The sequence below is a fragment of the Pseudomonas sp. IT-P171 genome, assembly GCF_949767765.1.
Classification (GTDB): Bacteria; Pseudomonadota; Gammaproteobacteria; order Pseudomonadales; family Pseudomonadaceae; genus Aquipseudomonas; species Aquipseudomonas fluorescens_B.
This window is the reverse complement of the sequence record NZ_CATKQN010000011.1, coordinates 452,548-474,574: the sequence shown is the minus strand read 5'-3', so window position 1 is coordinate 474,574 and position 22,027 is coordinate 452,548. Positions and strand designations below refer to the sequence as shown.

At 57.0% G+C, this 22,027-nt stretch carries 20 protein-coding genes and 1 pseudogene; 13 read left to right on the top strand and 8 right to left on the bottom strand.

What is annotated here, in order from left to right; translation table 11 throughout:
• Window positions 1-98 precede the first annotated feature (98 nt).
• The 6 genes from tssI to ACM6I5_RS10660 all read left to right on the top strand — a co-directional run bounded on the left by tssI (window position 99) and on the right by ACM6I5_RS10660 (window position 6,764).
• Complete coding sequence (tssI, locus tag ACM6I5_RS10685) at window positions 99-3,581, top strand: type VI secretion system tip protein TssI/VgrG (RefSeq protein ID WP_414883788.1); 3,483 nt, start codon at window positions 99-101, stop codon at window positions 3,579-3,581.
• Window positions 3,574-4,227: a DUF2931 family protein gene (locus ACM6I5_RS10680; RefSeq protein WP_414883787.1), complete on the top strand. Its 654-nt coding sequence runs from the start codon at window positions 3,574-3,576 to the stop codon at window positions 4,225-4,227. The genes tssI and ACM6I5_RS10680 overlap by 8 nt, the downstream gene beginning before the upstream one ends.
• A gap of 179 nt (window positions 4,228-4,406) precedes the next feature.
• The gene (locus ACM6I5_RS10675; RefSeq protein WP_414883972.1) at window positions 4,407-4,604 is read left to right on the top strand and encodes a hypothetical protein; all 198 of its coding nucleotides are present in this window, start codon (window positions 4,407-4,409) and stop codon (window positions 4,602-4,604) included.
• Complete coding sequence (locus ACM6I5_RS10670) at window positions 4,601-4,906, top strand: hypothetical protein (protein WP_414883786.1); 306 nt, start codon at window positions 4,601-4,603, stop codon at window positions 4,904-4,906. The genes ACM6I5_RS10675 and ACM6I5_RS10670 overlap by 4 nt, the downstream gene beginning before the upstream one ends.
• Complete coding sequence (locus tag ACM6I5_RS10665) at window positions 4,903-5,856, top strand: PoNe immunity protein domain-containing protein (protein ID WP_414883785.1); 954 nt, start codon at window positions 4,903-4,905, stop codon at window positions 5,854-5,856. Before ACM6I5_RS10670 ends, ACM6I5_RS10665 begins: the two co-directional genes overlap by 4 nt.
• Window positions 5,857-5,972: 116 nt before the next feature.
• The gene (locus ACM6I5_RS10660) at window positions 5,973-6,764 is read left to right on the top strand and encodes a PoNe immunity protein domain-containing protein (RefSeq protein WP_414883959.1); all 792 of its coding nucleotides are present in this window, start codon (window positions 5,973-5,975) and stop codon (window positions 6,762-6,764) included.
• Between the two features lie 47 nt (window positions 6,765-6,811).
• On the opposite strand, the gene ACM6I5_RS10655 is transcribed toward ACM6I5_RS10660, so the two are convergent.
• Window positions 6,812-7,108: a hypothetical protein gene (locus tag ACM6I5_RS10655; RefSeq protein ID WP_414883784.1), complete on the bottom strand. Its 297-nt coding sequence runs from the start codon at window positions 7,106-7,108 to the stop codon at window positions 6,812-6,814.
• Between the two features lie 756 nt (window positions 7,109-7,864).
• On the opposite strand from ACM6I5_RS10655, the gene ACM6I5_RS10650 reads away from it, so the two are divergent.
• Complete coding sequence (locus ACM6I5_RS10650; protein ID WP_414879117.1) at window positions 7,865-8,131, top strand: DUF2790 domain-containing protein; 267 nt, start codon at window positions 7,865-7,867, stop codon at window positions 8,129-8,131.
• Between the two features lie 60 nt (window positions 8,132-8,191).
• Here ACM6I5_RS10650 and ACM6I5_RS10645 read toward each other — a convergent pair whose 3' ends face one another.
• Window positions 8,192-8,461 carry a DUF1652 domain-containing protein gene (locus ACM6I5_RS10645; protein ID WP_017338712.1) on the bottom strand — a complete coding sequence of 90 codons (270 nt, stop codon included), beginning with the start codon at window positions 8,459-8,461 and terminating at the stop codon, window positions 8,192-8,194.
• 309 nt (window positions 8,462-8,770) lie between these two features.
• Between ACM6I5_RS10645 and eco the strand changes: the two genes are divergently transcribed.
• Entirely contained in the window at window positions 8,771-9,253 is a 483-nt protein-coding gene (eco, locus tag ACM6I5_RS10640; protein ID WP_017338711.1) for a serine protease inhibitor ecotin, read from the top strand.
• Between the two features lie 74 nt (window positions 9,254-9,327).
• On the opposite strand, the pseudogene ilvA reads toward eco, so the two are convergent.
• Window positions 9,328-10,323, bottom strand: a pseudogene (ilvA, locus tag ACM6I5_RS10635) (threonine ammonia-lyase, biosynthetic); the annotation flags it as partial.
• Between the two features lie 273 nt (window positions 10,324-10,596).
• Between ilvA and ACM6I5_RS10630 the strand changes: the two are divergent.
• Complete coding sequence (locus ACM6I5_RS10630) at window positions 10,597-10,932, top strand: DUF2834 domain-containing protein (protein WP_017338709.1); 336 nt, start codon at window positions 10,597-10,599, stop codon at window positions 10,930-10,932.
• Between the two features lie 129 nt (window positions 10,933-11,061).
• Here ACM6I5_RS10630 and ACM6I5_RS10625 read toward each other — a convergent pair whose 3' ends face one another.
• Entirely contained in the window at window positions 11,062-11,985 is a 924-nt protein-coding gene (locus tag ACM6I5_RS10625; RefSeq protein ID WP_017338708.1) for a magnesium transporter CorA family protein, read from the bottom strand.
• A 7-nt stretch (window positions 11,986-11,992) separates the two neighbouring features.
• Window positions 11,993-13,567, bottom strand: a complete 1,575-nt coding sequence (locus ACM6I5_RS10620; RefSeq protein WP_017338707.1) for a RimK family protein — start codon at window positions 13,565-13,567, stop codon at window positions 11,993-11,995.
• Window positions 13,568-13,659: 92 nt separating this feature from the next.
• Here ACM6I5_RS10620 and rimI point away from each other — a divergent pair, with 92 nt between their 5' ends.
• The gene (gene rimI / locus ACM6I5_RS10615; RefSeq protein ID WP_414879119.1) at window positions 13,660-14,757 is read left to right on the top strand and encodes a ribosomal protein S18-alanine N-acetyltransferase; all 1,098 of its coding nucleotides are present in this window, start codon (window positions 13,660-13,662) and stop codon (window positions 14,755-14,757) included.
• Between the two features lie 113 nt (window positions 14,758-14,870).
• Here rimI and ACM6I5_RS10610 read toward each other — a convergent pair whose 3' ends face one another.
• A complete protein-coding gene (locus tag ACM6I5_RS10610; protein WP_414879120.1) occupies window positions 14,871-16,022 on the bottom strand; it encodes a PQQ-dependent sugar dehydrogenase in 1,152 nt (383 codons plus the stop codon).
• Window positions 16,023-16,073: 51 nt separating this feature from the next.
• Entirely contained in the window at window positions 16,074-16,430 is a 357-nt protein-coding gene (locus ACM6I5_RS10605) for a hypothetical protein (protein WP_017338704.1), read from the bottom strand.
• A gap of 186 nt (window positions 16,431-16,616) precedes the next feature.
• Between ACM6I5_RS10605 and ACM6I5_RS10600 the strand changes: the two genes are divergently transcribed.
• Entirely contained in the window at window positions 16,617-17,489 is an 873-nt protein-coding gene (locus ACM6I5_RS10600) for a Ku protein (RefSeq protein WP_017338703.1), read from the top strand.
• A gap of 136 nt (window positions 17,490-17,625) precedes the next feature.
• Here ACM6I5_RS10600 and lpxO read toward each other — a convergent pair whose 3' ends face one another.
• Entirely contained in the window at window positions 17,626-18,525 is a 900-nt protein-coding gene (gene lpxO / locus ACM6I5_RS10595; protein ID WP_031318886.1) for a lipid A hydroxylase LpxO, read from the bottom strand.
• 414 nt (window positions 18,526-18,939) lie between these two features.
• Between lpxO and ACM6I5_RS10590 the strand changes: the two genes are divergently transcribed.
• Together ACM6I5_RS10590 and ACM6I5_RS10585 are read left to right on the top strand one after the other, a co-directional pair.
• Window positions 18,940-20,529 carry an ABC-F family ATPase gene (locus ACM6I5_RS10590; RefSeq protein ID WP_007949368.1) on the top strand — a complete coding sequence of 530 codons (1,590 nt, stop codon included), beginning with the start codon at window positions 18,940-18,942 and terminating at the stop codon, window positions 20,527-20,529.
• A 217-nt stretch (window positions 20,530-20,746) separates the two neighbouring features.
• Window positions 20,747-21,934: an MFS transporter gene (locus ACM6I5_RS10585; RefSeq protein ID WP_414879122.1), complete on the top strand. Its 1,188-nt coding sequence runs from the start codon at window positions 20,747-20,749 to the stop codon at window positions 21,932-21,934.
• Window positions 21,935-22,027 lie beyond the last annotated feature (93 nt).

Here is a 22,027-nt window from a genome sequence, read left to right as displayed (position 1 = left end):
GCTGCCCTGCCTCACCGCCTACGGCATTTGCGCCTTGAACCAGCAGGTTTAATCCTGCACCATCCGCATCTGCTTATCCAAAGGACGGAATTCAAGGCATGCTGGACGCAAACGCAACCCATATTTCCCTCACGCTGGAAGGCGTTTCCGTTGACCTTCAGGTACTCAGTTTCGTCGGTCGCGAAGCCCTCAATCAGCCCTTCTGTTTTGACATCGAACTGGTCAGCGCACGCCCCGACCTGAAGCTCGAAGAGTTGCTGCACAAGCGCGGCTGCCTGACCTTCGGCGCCACCGGCAAAGGCATCATTCACGGGCTGGTCTATCGCATCGAGCAAGGCGACTCCGGCAAAAGCCTGACCCGCTACAGCATCAGCCTGGTGCCGCAACTGGCGTACCTGCGGCATAACCATGACCAGCAGATCTTCCAGCACTTGACGGTGCCGAAGATCATCGCCCAGGTGCTCGAAGCCCGTGGCATCCTCGCCGACGCCTACAGCTTCCAGCTCGGCGCGATCTACCCGGAGCGCGTCTACTGCGTGCAGTACGACGAATCCGACCTGCATTTCATCCAGCGCCTGTGCGAAGAAGAAGGCATCCACTTCCATTTCCAGCACAGCAACAGCGGCCACAAACTGGTGTTCGGCGACGACCAGACGGTGTTCCGCAAACTGGCGCCCGTGGCCTATCAGCAAGACTCGGGCATGGCCGCCGAGAAACCGGTGATCAAGCGCTTCAACCTGCGCCTGGAAACCCGCACCACCCGCGTCAGCCGTCGCGATTACGATTTCGAAAAACCCCGCATCCTCCCGGAAGGCGCAGCTTCCAGCGCATTCTCCCCGGACCTGGAAGACTACGACTACCCCGGCCGTTTCACCGACCGTGCCCGCGGCAAGCAATTGGCAACCCGCGCCCTTGAGCGCCACCGTAGCGACTACAAACTCGCGGAAGGCAAAGGCGATCAACCGACACTGGTCAGCGGCCACTTCATGGCCCTGAGCGAACACCCGCGCGCCGAATGGAACGACCTCTGGCTGCTGCTGGAAGTGGTCCACGAAGGTAAACAACCGCAAGTGCTGGGCGAAAACGTCACCAGCGACGTCACCCAGAACAAAGACGATTTCCATCAGGGCTACCGCAACCGCTTCCTCGCCACGCCGTGGGACGCGCACTACCGCCCTGCCCTCGAACACCCGAAACCGCAAGTCCTCGGCAGCCAGACCGCCATCGTTACCGGCCCGCCCGGCGAAGAAATCCACTGCGACGAGTACGGCCGCGTCAAAGTGCAATTCCACTGGGACCGCGACGGCCAGGCCGACGACAAGACCAGTTGCTGGCTGCGCGTCGCCACCGGCTGGGCCGGCAGCGCCTACGGCGGCATCGCCATTCCGCGCGTAGGCATGGAAGTGCTCGTCACCTTCCTCGAAGGCGACCCCGACCAACCGCTGATCACCGGCTGCCTGTACCACAAGGAAAACGTCGTCCCCTACGACCTGCCGGCGAACAAAACCCGCAGCACCTTCAAGACCCTCAGCTCCCCGGGCGGCAAGGGCTACAACGAATTTCGCATCGAAGACAAAAAAGGCGCGGAACAGATCTACCTGCACGCCCAGCGCGACTGGGATGAGAACATAGAGCACGACCAGAAAATCCGCATCGGCAACGAGCGGCATGACACGGTTGAGGCGAAGGTTTTCAGCGAGTTCAAGGTGGAGGAGCACCGGATTACGCACCTGGATCGCAAGACCGAAGCGCGGGCGGATGATCACCTTACTGTTGGTGTAACCCAGCATGTGAAGGTGGGGACGGCGCAGTTCGTAGAAGCTGGGCAGGAGATTCACTATAACGCCGGCAATAAGGTCGTGGTTGAAGGCGGGATGGAACTGACGGCCAAGGCTGGCGGGAGTTTCGTCAAGGTCGATGCGGGTGGCGTGACCATCAGCGGGGCTGAGGTGAAAGCCAACTCGGGGGGTGCGCCGGGTGCGGGGACCGGGATCGCAATCCTCACTCCGATTATCCCAGGTGCAGCTGCAGCCGCCATTGCGGGGCAACTATTGAGCAGCCCACCGGTTGGAAAATTTAACGCCGCCCCTGATTCGGCGCCACCTGCGGTGGAAGAGGAGCTTGAGGAAGAGGAAGAAGAGGTCGAGCTGGAAGACATCACCTTACGGGTTGGGATGTTCTTCGATGGGACGGGCAACAACCGCAACAACAGCGAGCGTGTGTTTGGCTGCTTTGCGCCGGACGTGAACCTGGAGGAAGCAGCTGAAGATATTCGTCAGTTCTGTGCGGCTCACGGTTATGACGGCAAGGGGAGTTCACCGGACAACAGCTATGGCAATGATGTCAGCAACGTGGCCCGGCTCTATGAACTTTATGAAGACCACTCGAACATAGCGAGGCCAATCGATGCCAAGACGGCCAGCCTGCGAGTTTATGTGGATGGCATCGGTACCAGCAGTACCGCAGAAGATTCCACTTTTTCGCAAGGCACAGGTATAGGTGTGCAGGGCGTCCGGGCGCGAGTGGAAGAAACACCGCCGCTTATTCTCAAGGCTATCCAAACATTTCAGGACAACAATCCCGATAAGCGCGTGGCGAAAATCGAATTCGATATTTTCGGCTTCAGCCGTGGCTCCGCAGCGGCAAGGGATTTTGCCAATGAGGTATTAAAGGGGAACCAAAGTATCCTCGCAAAAGTGTTGCCGATGGGTACTCCGATATTGTCGGACAGCTTTTCCTGGACGCCGCATTCTGATGTGTCCATAAATTTCATTGGCGTTTACGACACGGTTGCGGCTATTGCCAATCCGCTGGTGGGGGACTGGACTGGTAATAACGCTTATAACCCAGGGATCAATATCCATCTGGCGCCAGATGCGGCTAAGAAAGTCGTTCAATTGGTCGCTCGAAATGAACGGCGTTATAACTTTGCCCTCAACAGTCTTGGGTCGGCCGATATTGTCCTGCCTGGTGTGCATTCGGACCTGGGTGGCGGCTATTTACCCAAAGCGATGGAGCGCATCCTGCTCAGTAAACCGCGTCAAAGCGCGGTCGAAGAAAGGACGTCTTTCGCTGAAGCCAACAGTTACAAACGTGCCCAGCGAGACTTGAGTCGGCTTCAAGATCAACTGGCCCAATATAATCTTTCGTTGGAGATCCGGACTTGGGAGGTGCCGTTTCGTAGCACCGACAAAGACAATCGCAAAAACATGAAACACGTTTATGCCGCAGTCAGCAGCCAACGCGAAGTCCGCAGTGATTTGTCCTTGATTTACTTTCGGATCATGCGCGAACTGGCTGTGGAAAACGGAGTACCGTTTGGCGAGATTGACGAAGGCGAACCGCGACTAGCGCTGCCTGCGGAACTTGTTCCCATCTCCAAAAAAATGATGGACTACGCTCAGGGGAAAAGCAAAACAACAGGGCTGACTCCGCAGGAGGAGGAACTGCTGTTCCAACGCTACGTTCATATCTCCGATAACTGGAACGCCGCTAAAAGTCGAAATAATAGCGATCTGAATATCGTCTTCATTAATCGACCAGATGAAAACTCTGTGCGCACGGTGCATCCTAATGAGTAATTTTATGCGTATCGCTCTTGTCGTTTTTCTGCTCAGTGGTTGTACATTTGCTAGCAGTAGTTCAATGCCTTACAAAGCATGGACTCTGGGGTTCTCGGCTCCTGATTACATGGAGGTCTGGATCGAAACAGCCGATGTCGTCGACATTCAGGACCATGTGTTTCAACGTGCGGCGAGTGGCATCGCGTCAATGCAAGCACCTCCCAACAACGCCGGCAATCCACGTGGTTGGCCGAAAAGAGGGCCTGCCGGAGGCGGAAAACGTGTGACAGGGGCGGACTTGCCCCAACAGATCTATGTCCGCTGGCAATCGCTGGTCGAACCGCAAACCTACCTGATGGTGATAAAAATCCCCGAAGCCACTCGAGAGATCATGCGCAAGGGGGAGAAAGTGTTCTGCGCGGCCGATGGGAAATGGATCACAGGTTATCGTGATTCAATCGGCATAAGGCTGGTCCCCGGAGGTATCGCCAGAGTCTGGGTAGGCGGCCCTTGCATGACACCGATCGAGGTAACTACGGTAAAAGCCGTGATTGATCCGCGCGGCCCGTATGAAGGTAAGTCTGGCGGTCACCACCGGCCCCTTTCAGCGGCTTCCAAAGCCTATGTCGAGAAGTTTGGTGTGCCGTACGACTCTTGGAAGTAGGTCAGAGCTGGCCCTTTAAGTACCTTGGATGCGAAGGGGGAACCTCGTCCGATTCCGCCTTAAAATCAGGATCCGGTGTCAGATCATTAGAGGCTTGGGTACACGGGATTGCGCCTTGAACGTGGCAGTCTAATTCTGCACCATCCGCATTTGCTTATCCAAAGGACGGAATTCAAGGCATGCTGGACGCAAACGCAACCCATATTTCCCTCACGCTGGAAGGCGTTTCCGTTGACCTTCAGGTACTCAGTTTTGTCGGTCGCGAAGCCGGAAATCAAGCGTTTCAACCTACGCCTGGGAATCCGCACAAGCCGCGTCAGCCCTCGCGAATGGCGCTAAAAAAAGCGGCAAAAAGAAAAAGTATTTTGTGCAGATGAGTCGTGTGTGGATCAATGACAAATTGCCGCTTGCAATTAAGGATATTGTTTTAAAAGAAGAAATTATGATGTCGTACAATCGACATCTTTTTTTCACACCACTTTATCATTCTAGTTTAAGTCCGAAAGCACATGCACAAGCACAATTAGCAAGTGCAGCAGAAGCAACACACCGTGAACATACCGGCTTTCACTACGACGAAGAGGAAGTACGTGTGGCCGTCAACAAGCGGCTGGCTTCGCTCAGAAAGAAATTTGGTGAATTGGATATTCTTAAGGAAGAGGCCAAACGAACAGCATGAACAGACGACAAAAATTTATTTTTGATTCTTACTATCAAAATTCTATAAATCTTTACGATACGACTGAGTTGCGTTGGATTGGTAAAACAATGCAGGCAGACTCTCCAGCCCAAGAGAAATCCTTACGTACTGGATACTTCAAAGATGCAGCCTTTAACGCTTTACAGATCAGTTATACCGCTGGAGAACCCATTGAGAGCCTTATACCTCGACTAGAAAAACTTATAAAACACTACGAAATTTATCAGCAAGCACTTGCTGACGAGGAAGGTGAACCGGATATTTCACCATTGGCCATCGACGACTGGCCTGGACAGTATGAAGAGTGCGTTCAAGTAATAAGCCTTTGCATTCTGTTGCATCGTACGGACCTGTTGACTCGCTTTGTCGCATTGTTAGACCGTGCAGGGTATGCCAAGGAAGATACCCTTTACGAAGACCTGCTGCGCAAGCATCTGCCTGGACGCGCAGATTTAGACGAGTGGTATCACGATCACTACACACTGCTTATCAGAGCGATCTACGCAACCGACCCAGAAGAGGCCAGCGACTTACTAAAGCAATATTGCAAGGAGTGGTATCCCGCCTTTGCAAAACTGCAAACCAGCTGGCACGACAGTCATTTAGATATTGAAGACGACGATGGAAGTTACGTCGGCTATTGGGCCTTTGAGGCCGCAGCAGCTGCTTTTTTGTACGGCATTGATGACAGCAAGTTGGATCATTTGGTCTACCCGAAGGATCTGGTGGAGTATGCCCGGGTTAACTCACAGTCCGCTACAACGCAAATTGGTCGTATCGAAGCGGGAAAACCGTGCAGTAAAACAGGCTATTGGTTTACTCCAGCAAAATCTGATTCTCGCCGTTACTTCAATCAAGGCGAGGTAATGCCGGGGTTCAGTGACTCCCATTGGGGCGACACTATTTGGTATTGGTCGGCTGAAGAATAATTTTCGCGATCGCTTGTGTAGAGCTAAGACAGATGGGCGGAAAGCCGCCCATCGCGCAGATGGTCTCCGCTGCGGCAGGAGAGAAACACAATTTATATGGATCAACGCTTGAAACGATGAAAACCAGACAACGATATTTTAGTGAAAACCGTTACGAAATCTTTTTAAAAGAACATGACGAGGCGACTGAGTTTTTCACGACTAAAACTTTTAAATCCGACTCCCCCGAGGGAGAGGCCACACTTCGCTCAAGATTTTTTCAACGATTAGCTCTTCGCAAGCTTTTGGCGGCATACACCGCAGGAGAAGAAATACCATCTCTAGCCTTTCTGCTTGAGGACCTAGTTGATAAGTATGAAATCAGACAGGCAAAACTAGCAAAGTCTGAACAATCTCCTGACATATCGCCACTCTCCATAGACGATTGGCCACACGAATATGAAGAGTGCGTACAAGTCATTGGCTTTTGCGCCCTATTACATCGCGCTGATCTGCTTAAGCGATTCGTAAGGTTAATCGACAATGCAGGCTATGTGGGCGACGACACGTTATATGAAGATTTACTTTGCAAAATACTGCCTAACAGACACGATGTAGACCAGTGGTATCACGATGTATATTCGCCTCTCGTTCAGGCGATCTACATCGAAGATAAAGAAAAGGCATCAAATCTGCTTCAGCAGTATTGCGAACAGTGGTACTCAGCCTTCGAGCAAGCACCTTGGCACGACACCCATCTCCAAGGAGAGGACGGTAACTACGTTGGATATTGGGCTATCGAGGCCGGTGCCATTGCCTTTTTATACGGCATAGACGACAGCAAAATTGATCACATGGTTTATCCCAAGGATCTGGTTGAGTACGCCAGGAGCTTCACTGCTTCGACTACGCCGCTGTCGGACATCTAGATTCAAAGCCTGCCCACAGGAGGCAGGCTCATTTTGCAGGTGCGACGTCAGGCAGGCGCCTTCCAGCTCAGCATTCGTTGCTGCGCAACCTTCAGTAAATCGCAACCGTCCTGCGTCAGCAGATAAAGCGCGTGGGTGATGTGCGGAATGTCTTGCACGTCACCGTCTTTGAAACACTGGATATGGAGCGTTTCCAGTAAATCACTGGAGGCGCGGATGCGCTGGAGGGCGGCTTCGAGGATGTCTTGGGGGTTGGCTTCGGTGTCGATGATCAAGGGGGATGAGGCGGTGACGCTGCTTTTGATTGGACGGTAGCGATCGGGGAAAGGATTGATCGTTGGCATAGTAATTACTCGAGTATTAGTTAGTAATCGCCAGCACCGTGACCAAACGATGGAGGCGGCTGTGTACAGGCTTGGTCAACCGGTAACACTCAAACGGCTCGCCCGAAGGCGTCCTGCACACAGCCACCATTGCAACGCACTGCAAGACTCAAAAGTCCGCGGCGCGAATGATCGCACATCTATGCACAAGTGTTATCAGGTGACCAAACCTGTTCGCTGATTTTGCAGCGAGCCCAAACAGTAATCGCAACGCCCCATGAGCCGAAAGTCGACAAAGCATCCATCCTTGTAGGACGAAGCCGAAGCTATCAACGATTCTTACCCCAACGAATCGCCTGACAGGATATCCCTACAGGACGGATAAAATTGTTCACTCAAGCGCGGGTACCCACATTTGTGGCGAGGGGATTCATCCCCGTTCGGCTGCGAAGCAGTCGCCAATCCGAACAATCCAGTCTTTTGGCCGGAATGCTGGGGCCGCTTCGCGACCCAACGGGGCGGTGCGACGTTTCGCTGAATCCCCTCGCCACAGGTTTCTTGCCTGCCTGAAGATTTTCTGTTTCTTGTCTGCCTGAAAATTTTCTTAAGTGAAAGCATTACACACGACAGACGGCCTTCAGCCCGGTTAACCATCGCTTAACGCTGCGGTCCAAAACTTTACTGGACCGCACGCCCTCAGGTTCTTCTGACGCCCAGTGCGGCAGGCTCGACGCCCGTTACGTCGAGCTGACTTTCCGTCTGCACTGGAGATCGCTCATGAACATGCGCACTTTGCTGGTTACCGCCGCCCTCGCCTGCACCGGGTTTGCCGGGCTGGCCCAGGCCAACACCACCGCTTCTTCGCAAGCGGTGCCCTATGAATACGGCATGCCGCTGCACGTCACCAAGGTGGTTGCGCTGACCGAACCTTCTACCCTGGAATGCAAAGTCATCACGGCGGACATGAAGTACATCGATGCGGCAGGCAAACCCGCAGAGATCACGTATCGCAAACTGTCCGATGCGTGCAGTTATCAGAATTGATCGGAAACAACGAGCGCGGGTCTGGCGTTATTGCCAGACCCGGAATGTGACGACGGCGAGTTAAAGCGCTTGCCTGTCGGGGTGCAGCGTCTGGGTGTTGGCCTGATGCTCCATGTCGGAGCGCAATTCATTGATCAGGTCTTTTATTTCCCGACATCCATTGAGCGAATTGGCATCGATGCCTGTTTTCAGTAGTTCCAATTGATCGGTTTCACCGTCCGAATACACCTTGACGGTCATTTTCAGGTCCGGCGAGAGCGTGCATTGACAACGTTTCGGCAGAAAACTGCTTTCTACGATGTTGCGGAGTTCCAAGGCAGAAAGAAACATGGTGACCCTCTCCTGAGTGTGAGACAGCCCATCAAACAGCGAACACTGACTCTGTAAAAAAACCGGTCAGCTTTAAGGAACAGCTACAGCATAAAACATGCCTGGTATTTCGCCCTGCAGCTCATCGGCAAATCAATGGTTTAGCCAACTCGCCTGCAAACAGCCTCATGCAATATGCAAGAAAGCCGGTTTCGGGCGATGCAAATTGCAATTTTGGCGAGGACCGGTTTGCATTGACGACGCACGACAGTAAAAATGCGGCCGTTTTATCCAGTATCCGCTGACCCTACTCACACGCAAGGAGGCATCATGGGTTCATTGACCTGCATCACTACCGTTGGGCTGATAGTTGCCGGACTATCGACCGTCGCTCACGCGGCGAAACTTGAAGACGTTGCCCCCTTCCCCAAGCCCGAAAGCGGCTTTACACGGCAAGTCATTCACCTGGCGCCACAGGAGCAGGAAGGCAACTACCAGGTCGAGATTCTTGCCGGCAAGACCTTGACCGTGGACTGCAATCGTCAGCGCCTGGGCGGCATGCTCGATGAGAAAAACCTCGAGGGATGGGGCTACCCGTTCTACCGCCTGGAAAAAGTGATCGGCCCGATGAGTACGCTGATGGCCTGTCCCGATGGCAAAAGCAAACAGGACTTCGTCCCGGTGGTCGGCGACGGCTTCATGTTGCGCTACAACAGTAAGCTGCCGATCGTGCTTTATGTGCCCAAGGACGTTGAGGTTCGTTATCGGGTCTGGTCGGCGTCCAGCAAGGTCGAAAAGGCTGTTCAGGAATAACCATCAAATGCAAAACCTGTGGGAGATTGGGTGATTGCTTGGCCTCCTGCGCCCGCTCACGCCGGGGCGCCGCTCAATGCGGCGCGTTCGGCGACATGGCGCAAGCTGTCGAAGTTGATGTTGGCGCCGGAATCAATGGCCACCAACGTTTGACCACGCACGCCCGTCTGCGCCACGTACTTTTTAATGCCCGCCACGGCCAACGCGCCGGAAGGTTCGGTGATCGAGCGGGTATCGTCGTAGATGTTCTTGATCGCGGTACAGAGTTCGTCGTTGCTGACGGTCAGCACCTCGTCGACGCAAAACCGGCAGACTTCGAAACCATGAGCGCCGATCTGCGCCACGGCGACGCCATCGGCGAATGTGCCTACGTTCGGCAGGACGATACGCTCGCCGGCCTGTAGGGCGGCCAACAGACACGCGGAATGTTCCGACTCGACGCCGATGATGCGGACTTCAGGGCGCAGGTATTTGACGTACGCGGCGATGCCCGCGATCAGACCGCCACCGCCCACCGGCACGAAGATCGCGTCAAGCGGCCCTTGGTGCTGGCGCAGGATTTCCATGGCGACGGTGCCCTGCCCGGCGATCACGTCCGGGTCGTCGAAGGGCGAGACGAAGGTGCGGCCCGTCTGCTCTGCCAGGTTCAAGGCGTAAGCCAAGGCAAACGGAAAACTCTCCCCGTGCAGCACGGCATCGGCGCCCCGGCTGCGGACCCCGACCACCTTCAATTCCGGCGTTGTGGCGGGCATGACGATGGTCGCGGCAATCCCTAACTCACGCGCTGCCAGCGCCACGCCTTGTGCATGATTGCCGGCAGACGCGGTGATCACGCCACGGGCCTTTTGCGCGTCGCTCAGTTGCACCAGTTTGTTGTAGGCGCCACGGATCTTGAAGGAAAAGGTTGGCTGCAGATCCTCGCGTTTCAACAGGATCTGGTTGCCCAAGGCTTCCGACAATGCCGGCGCCGCTTGCAATGGCGTGCGCACCGCCAGTTCGTACACGGGCGCAGCAAGGATCTTTTTGACGTAGTGCTCCAGCAGGGTTTGCTGGGCGGGTGTGCTATCCATGGTCGTCTCCTGTTGGACACGGCAGCTCCTACGCCGTGTGTTGGTTTAAAACCCTGGAGACAGAAAGTAAAAACCCGCCTCTAGGGCGGGTTGGGTGCTGCAGTCGTGAGCTAGCCCGCCAAATGAGGAATGGCGGTAATAATGCTTGGCTGGCAGCGCAATACGGTGGAAGTCATGTCTGGAAATTAGCCGGGCGCCGAGGGCAAGTCAATGGTCAATTTCCTGCGGCTTCTGTAGGCTCGTGATTCTGCTCATTGTCCAAGGAAGGAAACCATGAAGGCTGTCGCCCTGCCCCTGATTGCCCTGCTCGCTTTCGCCGGCTACACCGTTTCGGTGATGCTCCAGGCCGAACAGTCGTTGATCGAGTTTGGCATCAGCCTGATGTCGCGGCCTGATACGGCGCAGGTGGTGGTTGATCTGTACCTGCTGGCGACGCTGGCCGGGGTTTGGATGTACACGGATGCGCGTAAACGCGGGCGGTCGGCATTGTCCGTCATTCCCTATCTTTTGCTTACTGCGGTTTTTGTGTCGGTTGGGCCGTTGTTGTATCTCGTGGTTCGTGGGTTGCAGGACAGAAAAAAGTCTGTCGACGCCGAACAAGTGGCCTGATTCGGGATTCGTGGGGTTAATGAAATAGCTATCGCGAGCAGGCTCGCTCCCACAGGGGATCTGTGTTTATCACCCCGACGACTGTGGGAGACCGGCTTGCCGGCGAAGGCGGCATCCCTGACGCCAAGTTCATTTCGCCAACCGCCGGAGCCCCAACACCATCACCCCCGCCCCCAGCATCATCGCCGTCAGAAACAACGGGTACGACACCCACCACGGCGTGCCCGCCGTCATCATGCTGAACTCGGACATGCCGCCGATGCTCGCAATCAGGTTCAGCGGCAGGAACACCACGTTGATCAGTGTCAGTTTGCGCAGCAGGTTGTTCATGCTGTTGTTCATCAGGTTGCCCCGGGCATCGATCAGCCCGGAGAACACCGTGGAGTAGATTTCCGCCTGTTTGTAGCACTGGTTGTTTTCGATGATCAGGTCGTCGATCAGGCCGATGGCTTCGGCGCTGAAACGCTGTTTTTCCGCGTGGTTGCGCAGCCGGGTCAGGACCGCGCCGTTGCTGTGGATCGCGTTGATGTAATAGATCAGGCTTTCGCTGAGGTTGAACATCTGGATCAGGTGCTGGTTTTGCATCGACGCGTTGAATTTTTGCTGCAACTCCCGCGCGACCAGTTTGATCACCTTGAGGTGGCCCAGGTAGTGATGGATGTTGTTGAACAGCAGGTCGAGCAATACATCCAGTGGCGTGTTCAACTTCTGCCGGGTGCCGAGCCCGTGCAGCGGCGAATCGTCGGTGGCGATCACCAGCAAACGCTGGTCACAAAACAGCAAACCGCAGGACGACACTTCGAACGCCAGGCTGCCTGCGCCGGAATAGTTTTCCGGACGCTTCCAGATCAGGAACAAATTGTCGGGGTGAAACTCGATCCGCGACACCTCGTCCGGGTCCAGCGCCGAGGCCAGCGCGTGTTCATCGAGCTTGAAATGGCTGTGCAGCAAGTCGCGCTCGGCCGCGTCGGGGTTGCTGAACAGCATCACTTCGGCGTCCAGGCGTTCGACCGCCTGCAGCGCACCGTGGGTCAGTTGAAAGCTCTTGATCATCGGCCGGTCACCAGGCCTGACCGCGACGTTTCAGTTCCAGGCGTCGGACGAACTCTTCCAGTACCAGCGAGTACAAATCGTCCTGCAAGTAGGCGTCTTCGATGCCGGCGTCCATGTTCGGGTTGTCGTTGACCTCGATCACCACCACCTTGTCGCCGGACTGCTTGAGGTCGACGCCGTAGAGGCCGTCGCCGATGAGGTTGGCGGTTTTCACCGCCAGCTCCACAACGGCGCGCGGCGCTTCATGGACTGCCAGGGTGCGGCATTCGCCGTTGATGTCCTGCCCCTTGGCCTTGTGGTTGTAAATCTGCCAATGCCCCTTGGACATGAAGTACTGGCAGGCAAAGATCGGTTTGCGGTTGAGTACGCCGATGCGCCAGTCGTACTCGGTGTAGAAAAATTCCTGAGCCAGCAACAACACCGAATGTTCGAACAGCTCGGCTGTCGCCTCGAGCAAGGCTTGCTGGCTTTCAACCTTGATCACGCCGCGAGAGAAACAACCGTCGGGAATCTTCAACACCAGCGGAAACCCCAGCCGCTCACCGACCCGTTCGAAGTCTTCCGGTCGCTCCTTGTAGAGGATTTCGGTGGCGGGCATGCCCAGCTGATGGCTTTTGAGCAGGTCAGTCAGGTAGACCTTGTTGGTGCAGCGCAGGATCGACGCGGGATCATCCATGACCACCAGCCCTTCGCTCTCGGCTTTCTTGGCGAAGCGGTAGGTGTGGTTGTCGACGCTGGTCGTCTCGCGGATCAGCAGGCCGTCGTATTCGGCAATGCGCGCGTAGTCCTTGCGCTCGATCAGCTCAACGTCGATGCCCAATGTCTTGCCGACGCGTACGAAATTGTCCAGCGCCTTGGGGTTGGACGGCGGCAGAGCTTCCTGCGGATCGTGCAAAATTGCCAGGTCATAGCGGGCCAAGCGTCGCGAACGGGGCATGCGCCAGATCTTGCGACTGAAACTGTCCAGCGAGTTGGCAAACTGATCTTCCTGATCTTCGCGCAACTTGTGCAGTGCACCTGATTTGACGCCTTCAATGTGCCAGCCATTAGTTCGACGGAACTCCACCAATAATATCGGGCACGGAAATACTTCAAATAACTGCCGCGCCAGATCCTGTAACGGTTCGATATTGGTTCGGCCAAAGTAAAGTGTCAGCGTGAAGCCTTCGGTATCGCTGTAAAGATGATTGCTCAGGGCTTTTTCCAGCGGTTTGTCCAGATCATCGAGGGCCAGGCCGTAGAGGGATTTCTTGGTCAGTTCGCTGATGGTCCGCACCGACGGAATGACCTTGTGCCCCCGCGCCTCGGCCAGCAGCGAGCAGTAATAGCCGTGCCCCAGGTACTTGTAGCTGCGGCACAGGTTGATCACCTGGACCCGTTTTCCCTGCTCGCTGTCGCGGGTCTGTTCGAGGTATTCCTGAGCCGTGACGATGTCTTCGCTGGGAAAGTAGGACGCCCAGTCTTCCTTGCGTTCGACGATGATAATCAACTGGCTGGAAGTTCTAACCGTGTCATTTAAATAAGTTGCCGCCGGCAAAGTTTGCTCGGATACTTCGCGCCAATGACCCTGTACCGCTGACATAGTGATTGATCCGTTGGAGAACAAGACCTTTCCTATTAAGCACGAACTTTTTCGAAAGTCCCGTTTCGTTACGCAACTTTTACGGCGGTCATATGAACCCTGTCTTTCGCTTGGCGGTAGTTGAAGACTTACCTGCATTGCTGGCACTCGAACAGCAATGCTTCACCACGGACCAGCTCACCAGCCGCAGTTTTCAGTGGATGATCACGCGGGCTCACGGACAGCTGCTGGTGGCTGAACGCGACGGGCAACTGTTGGGTTACGCGGTGGTGCTGTTTCACCGAGGCACGTCACTGGCGCGGCTCTACTCGATTGCCATTGCTGAACAGGCTCGCGGTAACGGGCTGGGCAAGCAATTGCTTGAGCGCATCGAGGCGTGCGCCCTTGAGCATGATTGCGCTTACTTGCGACTGGAAGTGCGCATCGACAACCCCTCGGCGATTACCCTGTATGAGCGCAACGGTTATCGACGTTTCGCACTGATCCACGACTATTATCAGGACCACGCCGATGCGTTGCGCCTGGAGAAACGCATTCTTCAGCATCGCGATGCCCGCAGCATCAAGGTGCCGTGGTATGCGCAGACCACCGACTTCACCTGCGGCCCGGCGTGCCTGCTGATGGCCATGGGCGCCCTGCACGCCGATCGCGGGCTGGAGCGCCGTGAAGAACTGCAGATCTGGCGCGAGGCGACCACCGTGTTCATGACCTCGGGCCACGGCGGTTGCAGCCCTCAAGGTCTGGCACTGGCGGCAGCGCGGCGCGGGTTTCGCGTGCGTTTGCAAGTGAGTATGGCGGGGCCGCTGTTTCTCGATGGCGTGCGCGATGAGCATAAAAAAGACGTCATGCGCCTGGTGCACGATGAGTTCGCGGCACAGTTGGACGCCACTGACGTCGAACAGGTGCTCGGCGGGACGCTGGACCTGCCGCGATTATTGGCCGATGGCGGGCAGCCGCTGGTGCTGATCAGCAGTTATCGGCTGACCCGCTCCAAATCGCCGCACTGGGTGGTCGTCACCGATTGTGATGAAGAGTTTGTCTACCTGCATGACCCGGATGTCGACCATAGCCAGCATCGTCAGCCCATGGACTGCCAGCATCTGCCGGTCAGCCATGGGGAGTTCGAGAAGATGAGCAGTTTCGGGCGGGGAAAACTTCGGGCGGCGGTGATTCTGTATCGCCGAGAGTAACCTTGTGGTGAGGGAGCTTGCTCCCGCCGGGGTGCGAAGCGCCCCTTTCTTTTGCAGGCGTCTGCTGCGCAGCCGAGCGGGAGCAAGCTCCCTCGCCACAGGGGTTGTGTGTGTTATTTCAATCCGACTTTGTACAACACGCCGTCGTCCTCATCGGTGAGCACGTACAAATACCCGTCCGGCCCCTGCCGCACATCACGAATGCGTTTGTTGAGCTCGCCCATCAAGCGCTCTTCGTGAACCACTCTGTCGCCGTCGAACTGCAGGCGAATCAGCTCCTGTGTCACCAGTGCACCGATAAACACGTTGTGCTGCCAGGGTTTGAAGCGGTCAGCGTCATAAAACGCCATACCGCTCAGGCCAGGGGATTTTTCCCAGACGTGCCGTGGCGCGACAGTGCCTTCGGCAGTCTTGCCCTCGGCTTCCGGAATCGGTTGGCCGGAGTAGTTGATGCCATGGGTCGCCAGCGGCCAACCATAGTTCTTGCCGCGCTCGATGACATTCACCTCGTCGCCCCCTCGCGGCCCGTGCTCGTTTTCCCAGAGCACGCCGGTCCAGGGATTGAGCGCCGCACCTTGCGGATTGCGCTGGCCGTAGGACCAGATTTCCGGGCGTACGCCGGATTGCCCGACAAAGGGGTTGTCGTCGGGTACCTTGCCGTCCGGGTAGATCCGCACCACCTTGCCCTGCAGCTTGTCCAGATCCTGGGCCGTAGGCCGGTCGTTGTTCTCGCCGAGGGTGATGAACAGATAGCCATCGCGGTCGAACACCAGGCGCGAGCCGAAGTGATTGCCGACCGAAAGTTTCGGCTCCTGACGGAAGATCACTTTGAAATTCCTCAGGGCGGTCAGGTCTTCCGACAATTGCCCGCGACCGACCGCCGTACCGGCCTTGCCGCCCTCACCCCCGCCTTCGGCATAGGACAGGTAAACGGTGCGGTCCTGCTTGAAGTCCGGCGACAGCACCACATCCAGCAGACCGCCCTGGCCCTTGGCCCAGACGGTCGGTACGCCGCTGAGCGGCCCGGAGAGTTTGCCATCGGCACTGACCACGCGCAGGTTGCCGGGCCGTTCGGTGACCAGCATCCCTTGTCTGTCAGGCAGAAAAGCCAAGGCCCACGGATGGTCCAGCCCCTTGACGATCGTCGTCACCTCAAGGGTGCCCTGCTCGCTTTTCAGCTCCTGTACGGACGCGGCAAAAACAGGCGCCGCGACGGTGATCAATGCGCTGGCACAGATTGTGGCCAGGAGGGATGTTCGCAACATGCACGATTCCTTTTGTCGTCTGGATGGCTGGCAGGATTAACGTCCTGCCGCTCAACGGTTGCTGGTGTCTGCGTCTCGGTGCGGCGGATTGGGGATGAACTTCGGTGGGCTGACAGGCGCCGAGCGATCCTGGGGATAGCGGTTGCCGATGCCACCGTTGTCCAAAGTCGGCGGCCGCGGAACCGGCACGGTGTTGGGCCCGCGAATGACCGGAGCGCTGGGTTGCGTGCCTTGCATGCTGTTGGGGTTGGCCCGGCGGATCGGGCTGTTGTAAGGATTGCTGGCGGCGCCCGTCGGGCTCTGGGCCAACAGCAAAGGGAATGCAGGCGACGGACCCTCAGCCAGGGCCACGTTGCTCAGTACGGCACTCAAAGCCATCGCGATGATGCCAGGCACTAATCGGTTCATGGGCAGCCTCTCTACGTGGATAGCGCTTTCGATAGCACGCTACGCCCAGGGTTCGGATTTGTTAACCAAAACCTCCCCGACAAGATGTAACACGAAGTTGATTCCCCGGCGGGGCTGGGCCACTCGCCGCTGAAACTTTTGAGCCGGGCCACGGGTCACCTGATCATCACTCGCGAGTAGACGACCATGGCACGTGCAATCTGGAAAGGCGCAATCAGTTTCGGGCTGGTGCATATCCCTGTAGCGCTGGTCTCGGCGACGTCTTCGCAAGGGGTGGATTTCGACTGGCTCGACAGCCGCAGCATGGAGCCGGTGGGCTACAAACGGGTGAACAAGGTCACCGGCAAGGAAGTGACCAAGGAAAACATCGTAAAGGGTGTGCAGTACGAAAAGGGTCGCTATGTGGTGCTCAGTGAGGAAGAGATCAAGTCGGCGCATCCGCTATCCACGCAAACCATTGATATCTTTTCCTTTGTCGACGCCGACCAGATTCCCCTGCAAAACATCGACACGCCCTACTACCTTGCGCCGGACAAACGCGGTGGCAAAGTCTATGCGTTGCTGCGCGAAACCCTGAGCAAAACCAACAAGGTCGCCCTCGCCCATGTCGTTCTGCATACCCGTCAGCACCTGGCCGCGCTGATGCCGCTGGACTCGGCGATGGTGTTGGTGATGCTGCGCTGGCCAGCGGAAGTACGCAGCCTCGATACGCTTGAACTGGGCAGTGAGGTGACCAAACCGGAATTGGCCAAGGGTGAGCTGGACATGGCCAAACGGTTGGTGCAGGACATGAGCGGCGATTGGAGCCCGGACGATTATCGCGACAGTTTCGAAGACAAGATCATGGCGCTGGTCGAGAAGAAGGCGAATGAAGGAAAGATCGAGGATGTCGAGACAGCGACCGGCGAGGAAGAGCGCAAGACGGCGGATGTTATCGATTTGACCGAGTTGCTCAAGCGCAGTTTGGGGGGCAAGGCTGGTGGAAAAGCGGCTGCCAAATCGAAGTCAGCGGAAAAACCGGCGGCGGCGAAAAAAGCTACGAAACGGTCAAGTGGTTGATCGATGACAGGGTGACTGAGCGTTTTTCGGAGAATCTACCGGCCTCATCGCCAGCAGGCTGGCTCCCGCAGTTGGAACGCATTTCATTGTGGGAGCCAGCCTGCTGGCGATGGCGTAATGAGCGGCAACGCTGAATTCAAATCCAGACAAAAACCGCCAGCAACCCGGCAAAAATCGCCCACTTCTCCAGGTAATACAGCTTGCGGTTACGCTTCTTCAACGCTTTGCCGCGCAGGCGAATCTTGTAGATTCTGGCGAACAGGCGATTGATCCCGCCGGTCTTGTCACCCACATCGTTCGGTGCGCCCGCCGCCGACATCACGTGACGGCTGAACCAGCCGTTGAACGCCGCCGCCCAGCGGTACTTCATCGGTCGCTCGATGTCGCAGAACAGAATGATGCGGTTCTGCTGCGTGGTGTTTTCAGCGTAATGGATGAAGGTTTCATCGAATATCACCGCTTCACCATCGCGCCAGTGATAATTCTCGCCATCGACGTTGATGTAGCAGCCCGCGTCGTTCGGCGTTTCCAGGCCCAGGTGATAACGGTAGGAACCGGCATACGGATCGCGGTGACGCACCAGTTTCGAACCCGGTGGCAACTCGGCGAACATCGCGGCCTTGATCGAGCCGATGCTCTGCACCAGCTCTGTGGTGCGCGGGCAGAGTTTCATCGCCGAAGGATGACTGTCGCCATACCATTTGAGGTAAAAGCGTTTCCAGCCGGTCTTGAAGAACGAGTTGAAGCCGACGTCGTCGTACTGGTTCGAACGCTTGATTTCACCCGCCCGGAGCAGGTTCTGGCCTTCGGCGCGGATTTCTTCCCAATGCGTCTGCAACGGGCTCAGGTCAGGGAAGTCGGCTGGATCGAGGTAAGGCTTGTTGGGAATTTTCGAGAACAGATAAAGGAAGCAATTGATCGGCGCCAGAAACGTCGAGTGATCGCTCAGTTGGCGGCCCAACTTGTGGCGCACCCGACCGCGCAGGTGCACGTACGCAATCGATACAGCATAAACAGCGGCAATGATGAGTTTCACGGAAATCGTCACACGTCAGAAGTGAACAAACTGCGTCCGTGCCTGTCGGCATCAGTTCGAAAGATGGCATTTTAGCCACGATTTGTAACCAATAGTTAACGTTCAGATGTGAAAATCTGTCCGCTGGTACCGCCAAAGCACCCGTGCGGCCTCAATGCCCTATCGTTTAAAGAGCCAGACCAGTACAATCGCCGCCAAACATTACGCGCCCCCCTTGGTTGATGACGGGAATGAACCCCGTCTCAGCGCACTTCGACTCGGGCCAAGCGCTCCACATGCTGCTGTCCACTTATTGCCAGATGGACCTTCCGCTTCTGACCGGGATGCATTTCCTGTGGTTCGAATACCGGAAACGGGTACTGAATCGGTACTGCCGCAACCCTAGCTACTCTGAATGCTTCGCAGGAAAAACCTTTGATCTCTACAGCTAACATCACGATGCAGTTCGGCGCCAAGCCGCTATTCGAAAACGTTTCGGTCAAATTCGGTGCGGGCAACCGCTATGGCCTGATCGGCGCCAACGGCTGCGGCAAATCGACCTTCATGAAAATCCTCGGTGGCGACCTCGAGCCGTCCGGCGGCCAGGTCATGCTCGAGCCGAACGTGCGCCTGGGTAAATTGCGCCAGGACCAGTTCGCCTACGAAGAATTCACCGTGATCGATACCGTGATCATGGGTCACGAAGAGCTGTGGAAGGTCAAGGCCGAGCGCGACCGTATCTACTCGCTGCCGGAAATGACCGAAGAAGACGGCATGGCCGTGGCAGAGCTGGAAACCGAATTCGCCGAAATGGACGGTTACACCGCCGAATCCCGCGCTGGCGAGCTGTTGCTGGGCCTGGGTATCGGCATCGAGCAACACTTTGGCCCGATGAGCGAGGTTTCCCCAGGCTGGAAGCTGCGGGTCTTGCTGGCTCAGGCACTGTTCTCCGATCCTGAAGTGCTGTTGCTCGACGAACCGACCAACCACCTGGACATCAACACCATCCGCTGGCTGGAAAACATTCTGACCCAGCGCTCCAGCCTGATGATCATCATCTCCCACGACCGTCACTTCCTGAACAGCGTGTGCACCCACATGGCTGACCTGGATTACGGCGAGCTGCGCCTGTTCCCGGGCAACTACGACGAGTACATGACCGTGGCGACCCAGTCCCGCGAGCAACTGCTGTCGGACAACGCCAAGAAGAAGGCACAGATTTCGGAACTGCAATCGTTCGTCAGCCGCTTCTCGGCCAACGCCTCGAAAGCCAAGCAGGCCACTTCCCGCGCCAAGGCGATCGACAAGATCCAGCTGGCCGAGGTCAAGCCTTCCAGCCGCGTGAGCCCGTTCATCCGTTTCGAACAGACCAAGAAGCTGCACCGCCAGGCGGTCATCGTCGAGCGCATGGCCAAAGGCTTCGACGGCAAGACACTGTTCAAGGACTTCAGCTTCCAGGTTGAAGCGGGCGAACGCGTGGCGATCATCGGCCCGAACGGTATCGGTAAAACCACCCTGCTGCGCACCCTGGTCAACGAACTGACCCCGGACGCCGGCACCGTGAAGTGGACCGACGCCGCGGAACTGGGCTACTACGCCCAGGACCACGCGCACGACTTCGAAGACGACTGCAACCTGTTCGACTGGATGGGCCAATGGACTCAGGGCGGCGAGCAAATCGTTCGCGGCACCCTCGGCCGGATGCTGTTCTCCAACGACGAGATCCTCAAGTCGGTCAAGGTCATCTCCGGTGGTGAGCAAGGTCGCATGCTGTTCGGCAAGCTGATCCTGCAAAAGCCGAACGTGCTGATCATGGACGAACCGACCAACCACCTGGACATGGAATCCATCGAGGCGCTGAACCTGGCGCTGGAGAACTATCCGGGCACATTGATCTTCGTCAGCCACGACCGTGAGTTCGTGTCGTCGCTGGCGACCCGCATCATCGAGTTGAGCGCCAGCGGCGTGATCGACTTCAGCGGTACTTATGATGATTACCTGCGCAGCCAAGGTGTAGTGTTCTAAACACCGGCTGACAATGGAAAGCCCTGTCCTGGTGACGGGGCTTTTTATTGCCTGAAGATCAAAGATCGCAGCCTTCGGCAGCTCCTGCAGGGGACGTATTCCAATGCAGGAGCTGCCGAAGGCTGCGATCTTTTGATGTTATCGTTAGCCTGCTTCCTTTTATTCGCAGCCCGCGCCATGATGCTGTACTCCCACCGCCGCCCGCGAACGAGCCCCCATGTCTGCGCAGCCACTGCCACCGCAAAGCTCCATGGCGATCACCCTGCAGATCGTCTCCATCGTTTTCTATACCTTTATTGCCTTCCTCTGCATCGGCCTGCCGATTGCGGTGTTGCCGGGGTATGTCCATGAGCAGCTCGGGTTCAGTGCGGTCGTGGCCGGGCTGACCATCGGCTCCCAATACCTCGCCACCCTGCTCAGCCGCCCGATGGCCGGGCGCATGTCGGACAACATCGGCACCAAGCGAGCGATTGTTTACGGGTTGTCGGGGATTGTGTTGAGCGGCGTGTTGACGTTGGTGTCGACGCTGTTGCAAAGCTTTCCGCTGACGAGTCTGTTGATCCTGATCGCCGGCCGCTTGTTGTTGGGTATCGCACAGGGCTTGATCGGCGTCGGCACCATCAGTTGGTGCATGGGCCAAGTGGGCGCTGAACACACCGCACGCTCGATTTCCTGGAACGGCATCGCGTCCTACGGCGCCATCGCCATTGGCGCGCCGCTGGGCGTGGTGATGGTTGCGGAATATGGTTTTGCCAGCCTGGGGATCGCGTTGTCCTTGCTGGCAGCGCTGGCGCTGGTGCTCATCCGCAACAAACCGTCGGTGCCGGTGGTACGCGGTGAACGCCTGCCGTTCTGGGCGGTGTTCGGGCGCATTGCGCCCTTCGGCGCGAGCCTGAGCCTGGCGTCTATCGGCTACGGCACGTTGACCACCTTCATTACCCTGTACTACCTCAGCCGTGGCTGGACTGGCGCCGCCTACTGCCTGACGGTGTTCGGGATCTGCTTCATCCTGGCGCGGTTGCTGTTTATTTCGGCCATCAGCCGCTTCGGTGGATTCACCTCGGCGATTGCCTGCATGAGCATTGAAACGGCAGGGCTGGTGCTGCTGTGGCTCGCGCCTTCGACCGGTTTTGCCCTGGTCGGTGCCGGCCTGGCCGGGTTCGGTTTGTCGCTGGTGTATCCGGCGCTCGGGGTAGAGGCGATCAAACAGGTGCCCAATTCCAGTCGCGGTGCGGGGTTGAGTGCTTACGCGGTGTTTTTCGACCTGGCGTTGGCGATTGCCGGACCGGTGATGGGCGCGGTGGCGTTGAATCTGGGGTATTCGTGGATTTTCTTCAGTGCCGCGTTGCTGTCGATCACTGGCCTGGGTTTGACCCTGTTGCTGAAACGTCGGGCAATGGCCTGACACCCGTAATCAGTGTGGAACAGCCCCTGTGGCGAGGGAGCTTGCTCCCGCTCGGCTGCGAAGCCGTCGCAAAGCTTTTGGGGCCGCTTCGCG

Coding starts and splice junctions, on each gene's coding strand:
- tssI (WP_414883788.1), top strand. CDS start 99: ATGCTGGACGCAAACGCAACCCATATTTCCCTCACGCTGGAAGGCGTT.
- ACM6I5_RS10680 (WP_414883787.1), top strand. CDS start 3,574: ATGAGTAATTTTATGCGTATCGCTCTTGTCGTTTTTCTGCTCAGTGGT.
- ACM6I5_RS10675 (WP_414883972.1), top strand. CDS start 4,407: ATGCTGGACGCAAACGCAACCCATATTTCCCTCACGCTGGAAGGCGTT.
- ACM6I5_RS10670 (WP_414883786.1), top strand. CDS start 4,601: ATGAGTCGTGTGTGGATCAATGACAAATTGCCGCTTGCAATTAAGGAT.
- ACM6I5_RS10665 (WP_414883785.1), top strand. CDS start 4,903: ATGAACAGACGACAAAAATTTATTTTTGATTCTTACTATCAAAATTCT.
- ACM6I5_RS10660 (WP_414883959.1), top strand. CDS start 5,973: ATGAAAACCAGACAACGATATTTTAGTGAAAACCGTTACGAAATCTTT.
- ACM6I5_RS10655 (WP_414883784.1), bottom strand. CDS start 7,108: ATGCCAACGATCAATCCTTTCCCCGATCGCTACCGTCCAATCAAAAGC.
- ACM6I5_RS10650 (WP_414879117.1), top strand. CDS start 7,865: ATGAACATGCGCACTTTGCTGGTTACCGCCGCCCTCGCCTGCACCGGG.
- ACM6I5_RS10645 (WP_017338712.1), bottom strand. CDS start 8,461: ATGTTTCTTTCTGCCTTGGAACTCCGCAACATCGTAGAAAGCAGTTTT.
- eco (WP_017338711.1), top strand. CDS start 8,771: ATGGGTTCATTGACCTGCATCACTACCGTTGGGCTGATAGTTGCCGGA.
- ACM6I5_RS10630 (WP_017338709.1), top strand. CDS start 10,597: ATGAAGGCTGTCGCCCTGCCCCTGATTGCCCTGCTCGCTTTCGCCGGC.
- ACM6I5_RS10625 (WP_017338708.1), bottom strand. CDS start 11,985: ATGATCAAGAGCTTTCAACTGACCCACGGTGCGCTGCAGGCGGTCGAA.
- ACM6I5_RS10620 (WP_017338707.1), bottom strand. CDS start 13,567: ATGTCAGCGGTACAGGGTCATTGGCGCGAAGTATCCGAGCAAACTTTG.
- rimI (WP_414879119.1), top strand. CDS start 13,660: ATGAACCCTGTCTTTCGCTTGGCGGTAGTTGAAGACTTACCTGCATTG.
- ACM6I5_RS10610 (WP_414879120.1), bottom strand. CDS start 16,022: ATGTTGCGAACATCCCTCCTGGCCACAATCTGTGCCAGCGCATTGATC.
- ACM6I5_RS10605 (WP_017338704.1), bottom strand. CDS start 16,430: ATGAACCGATTAGTGCCTGGCATCATCGCGATGGCTTTGAGTGCCGTA.
- ACM6I5_RS10600 (WP_017338703.1), top strand. CDS start 16,617: ATGGCACGTGCAATCTGGAAAGGCGCAATCAGTTTCGGGCTGGTGCAT.
- ACM6I5_RS10585 (WP_414879122.1), top strand. CDS start 20,747: ATGTCTGCGCAGCCACTGCCACCGCAAAGCTCCATGGCGATCACCCTG.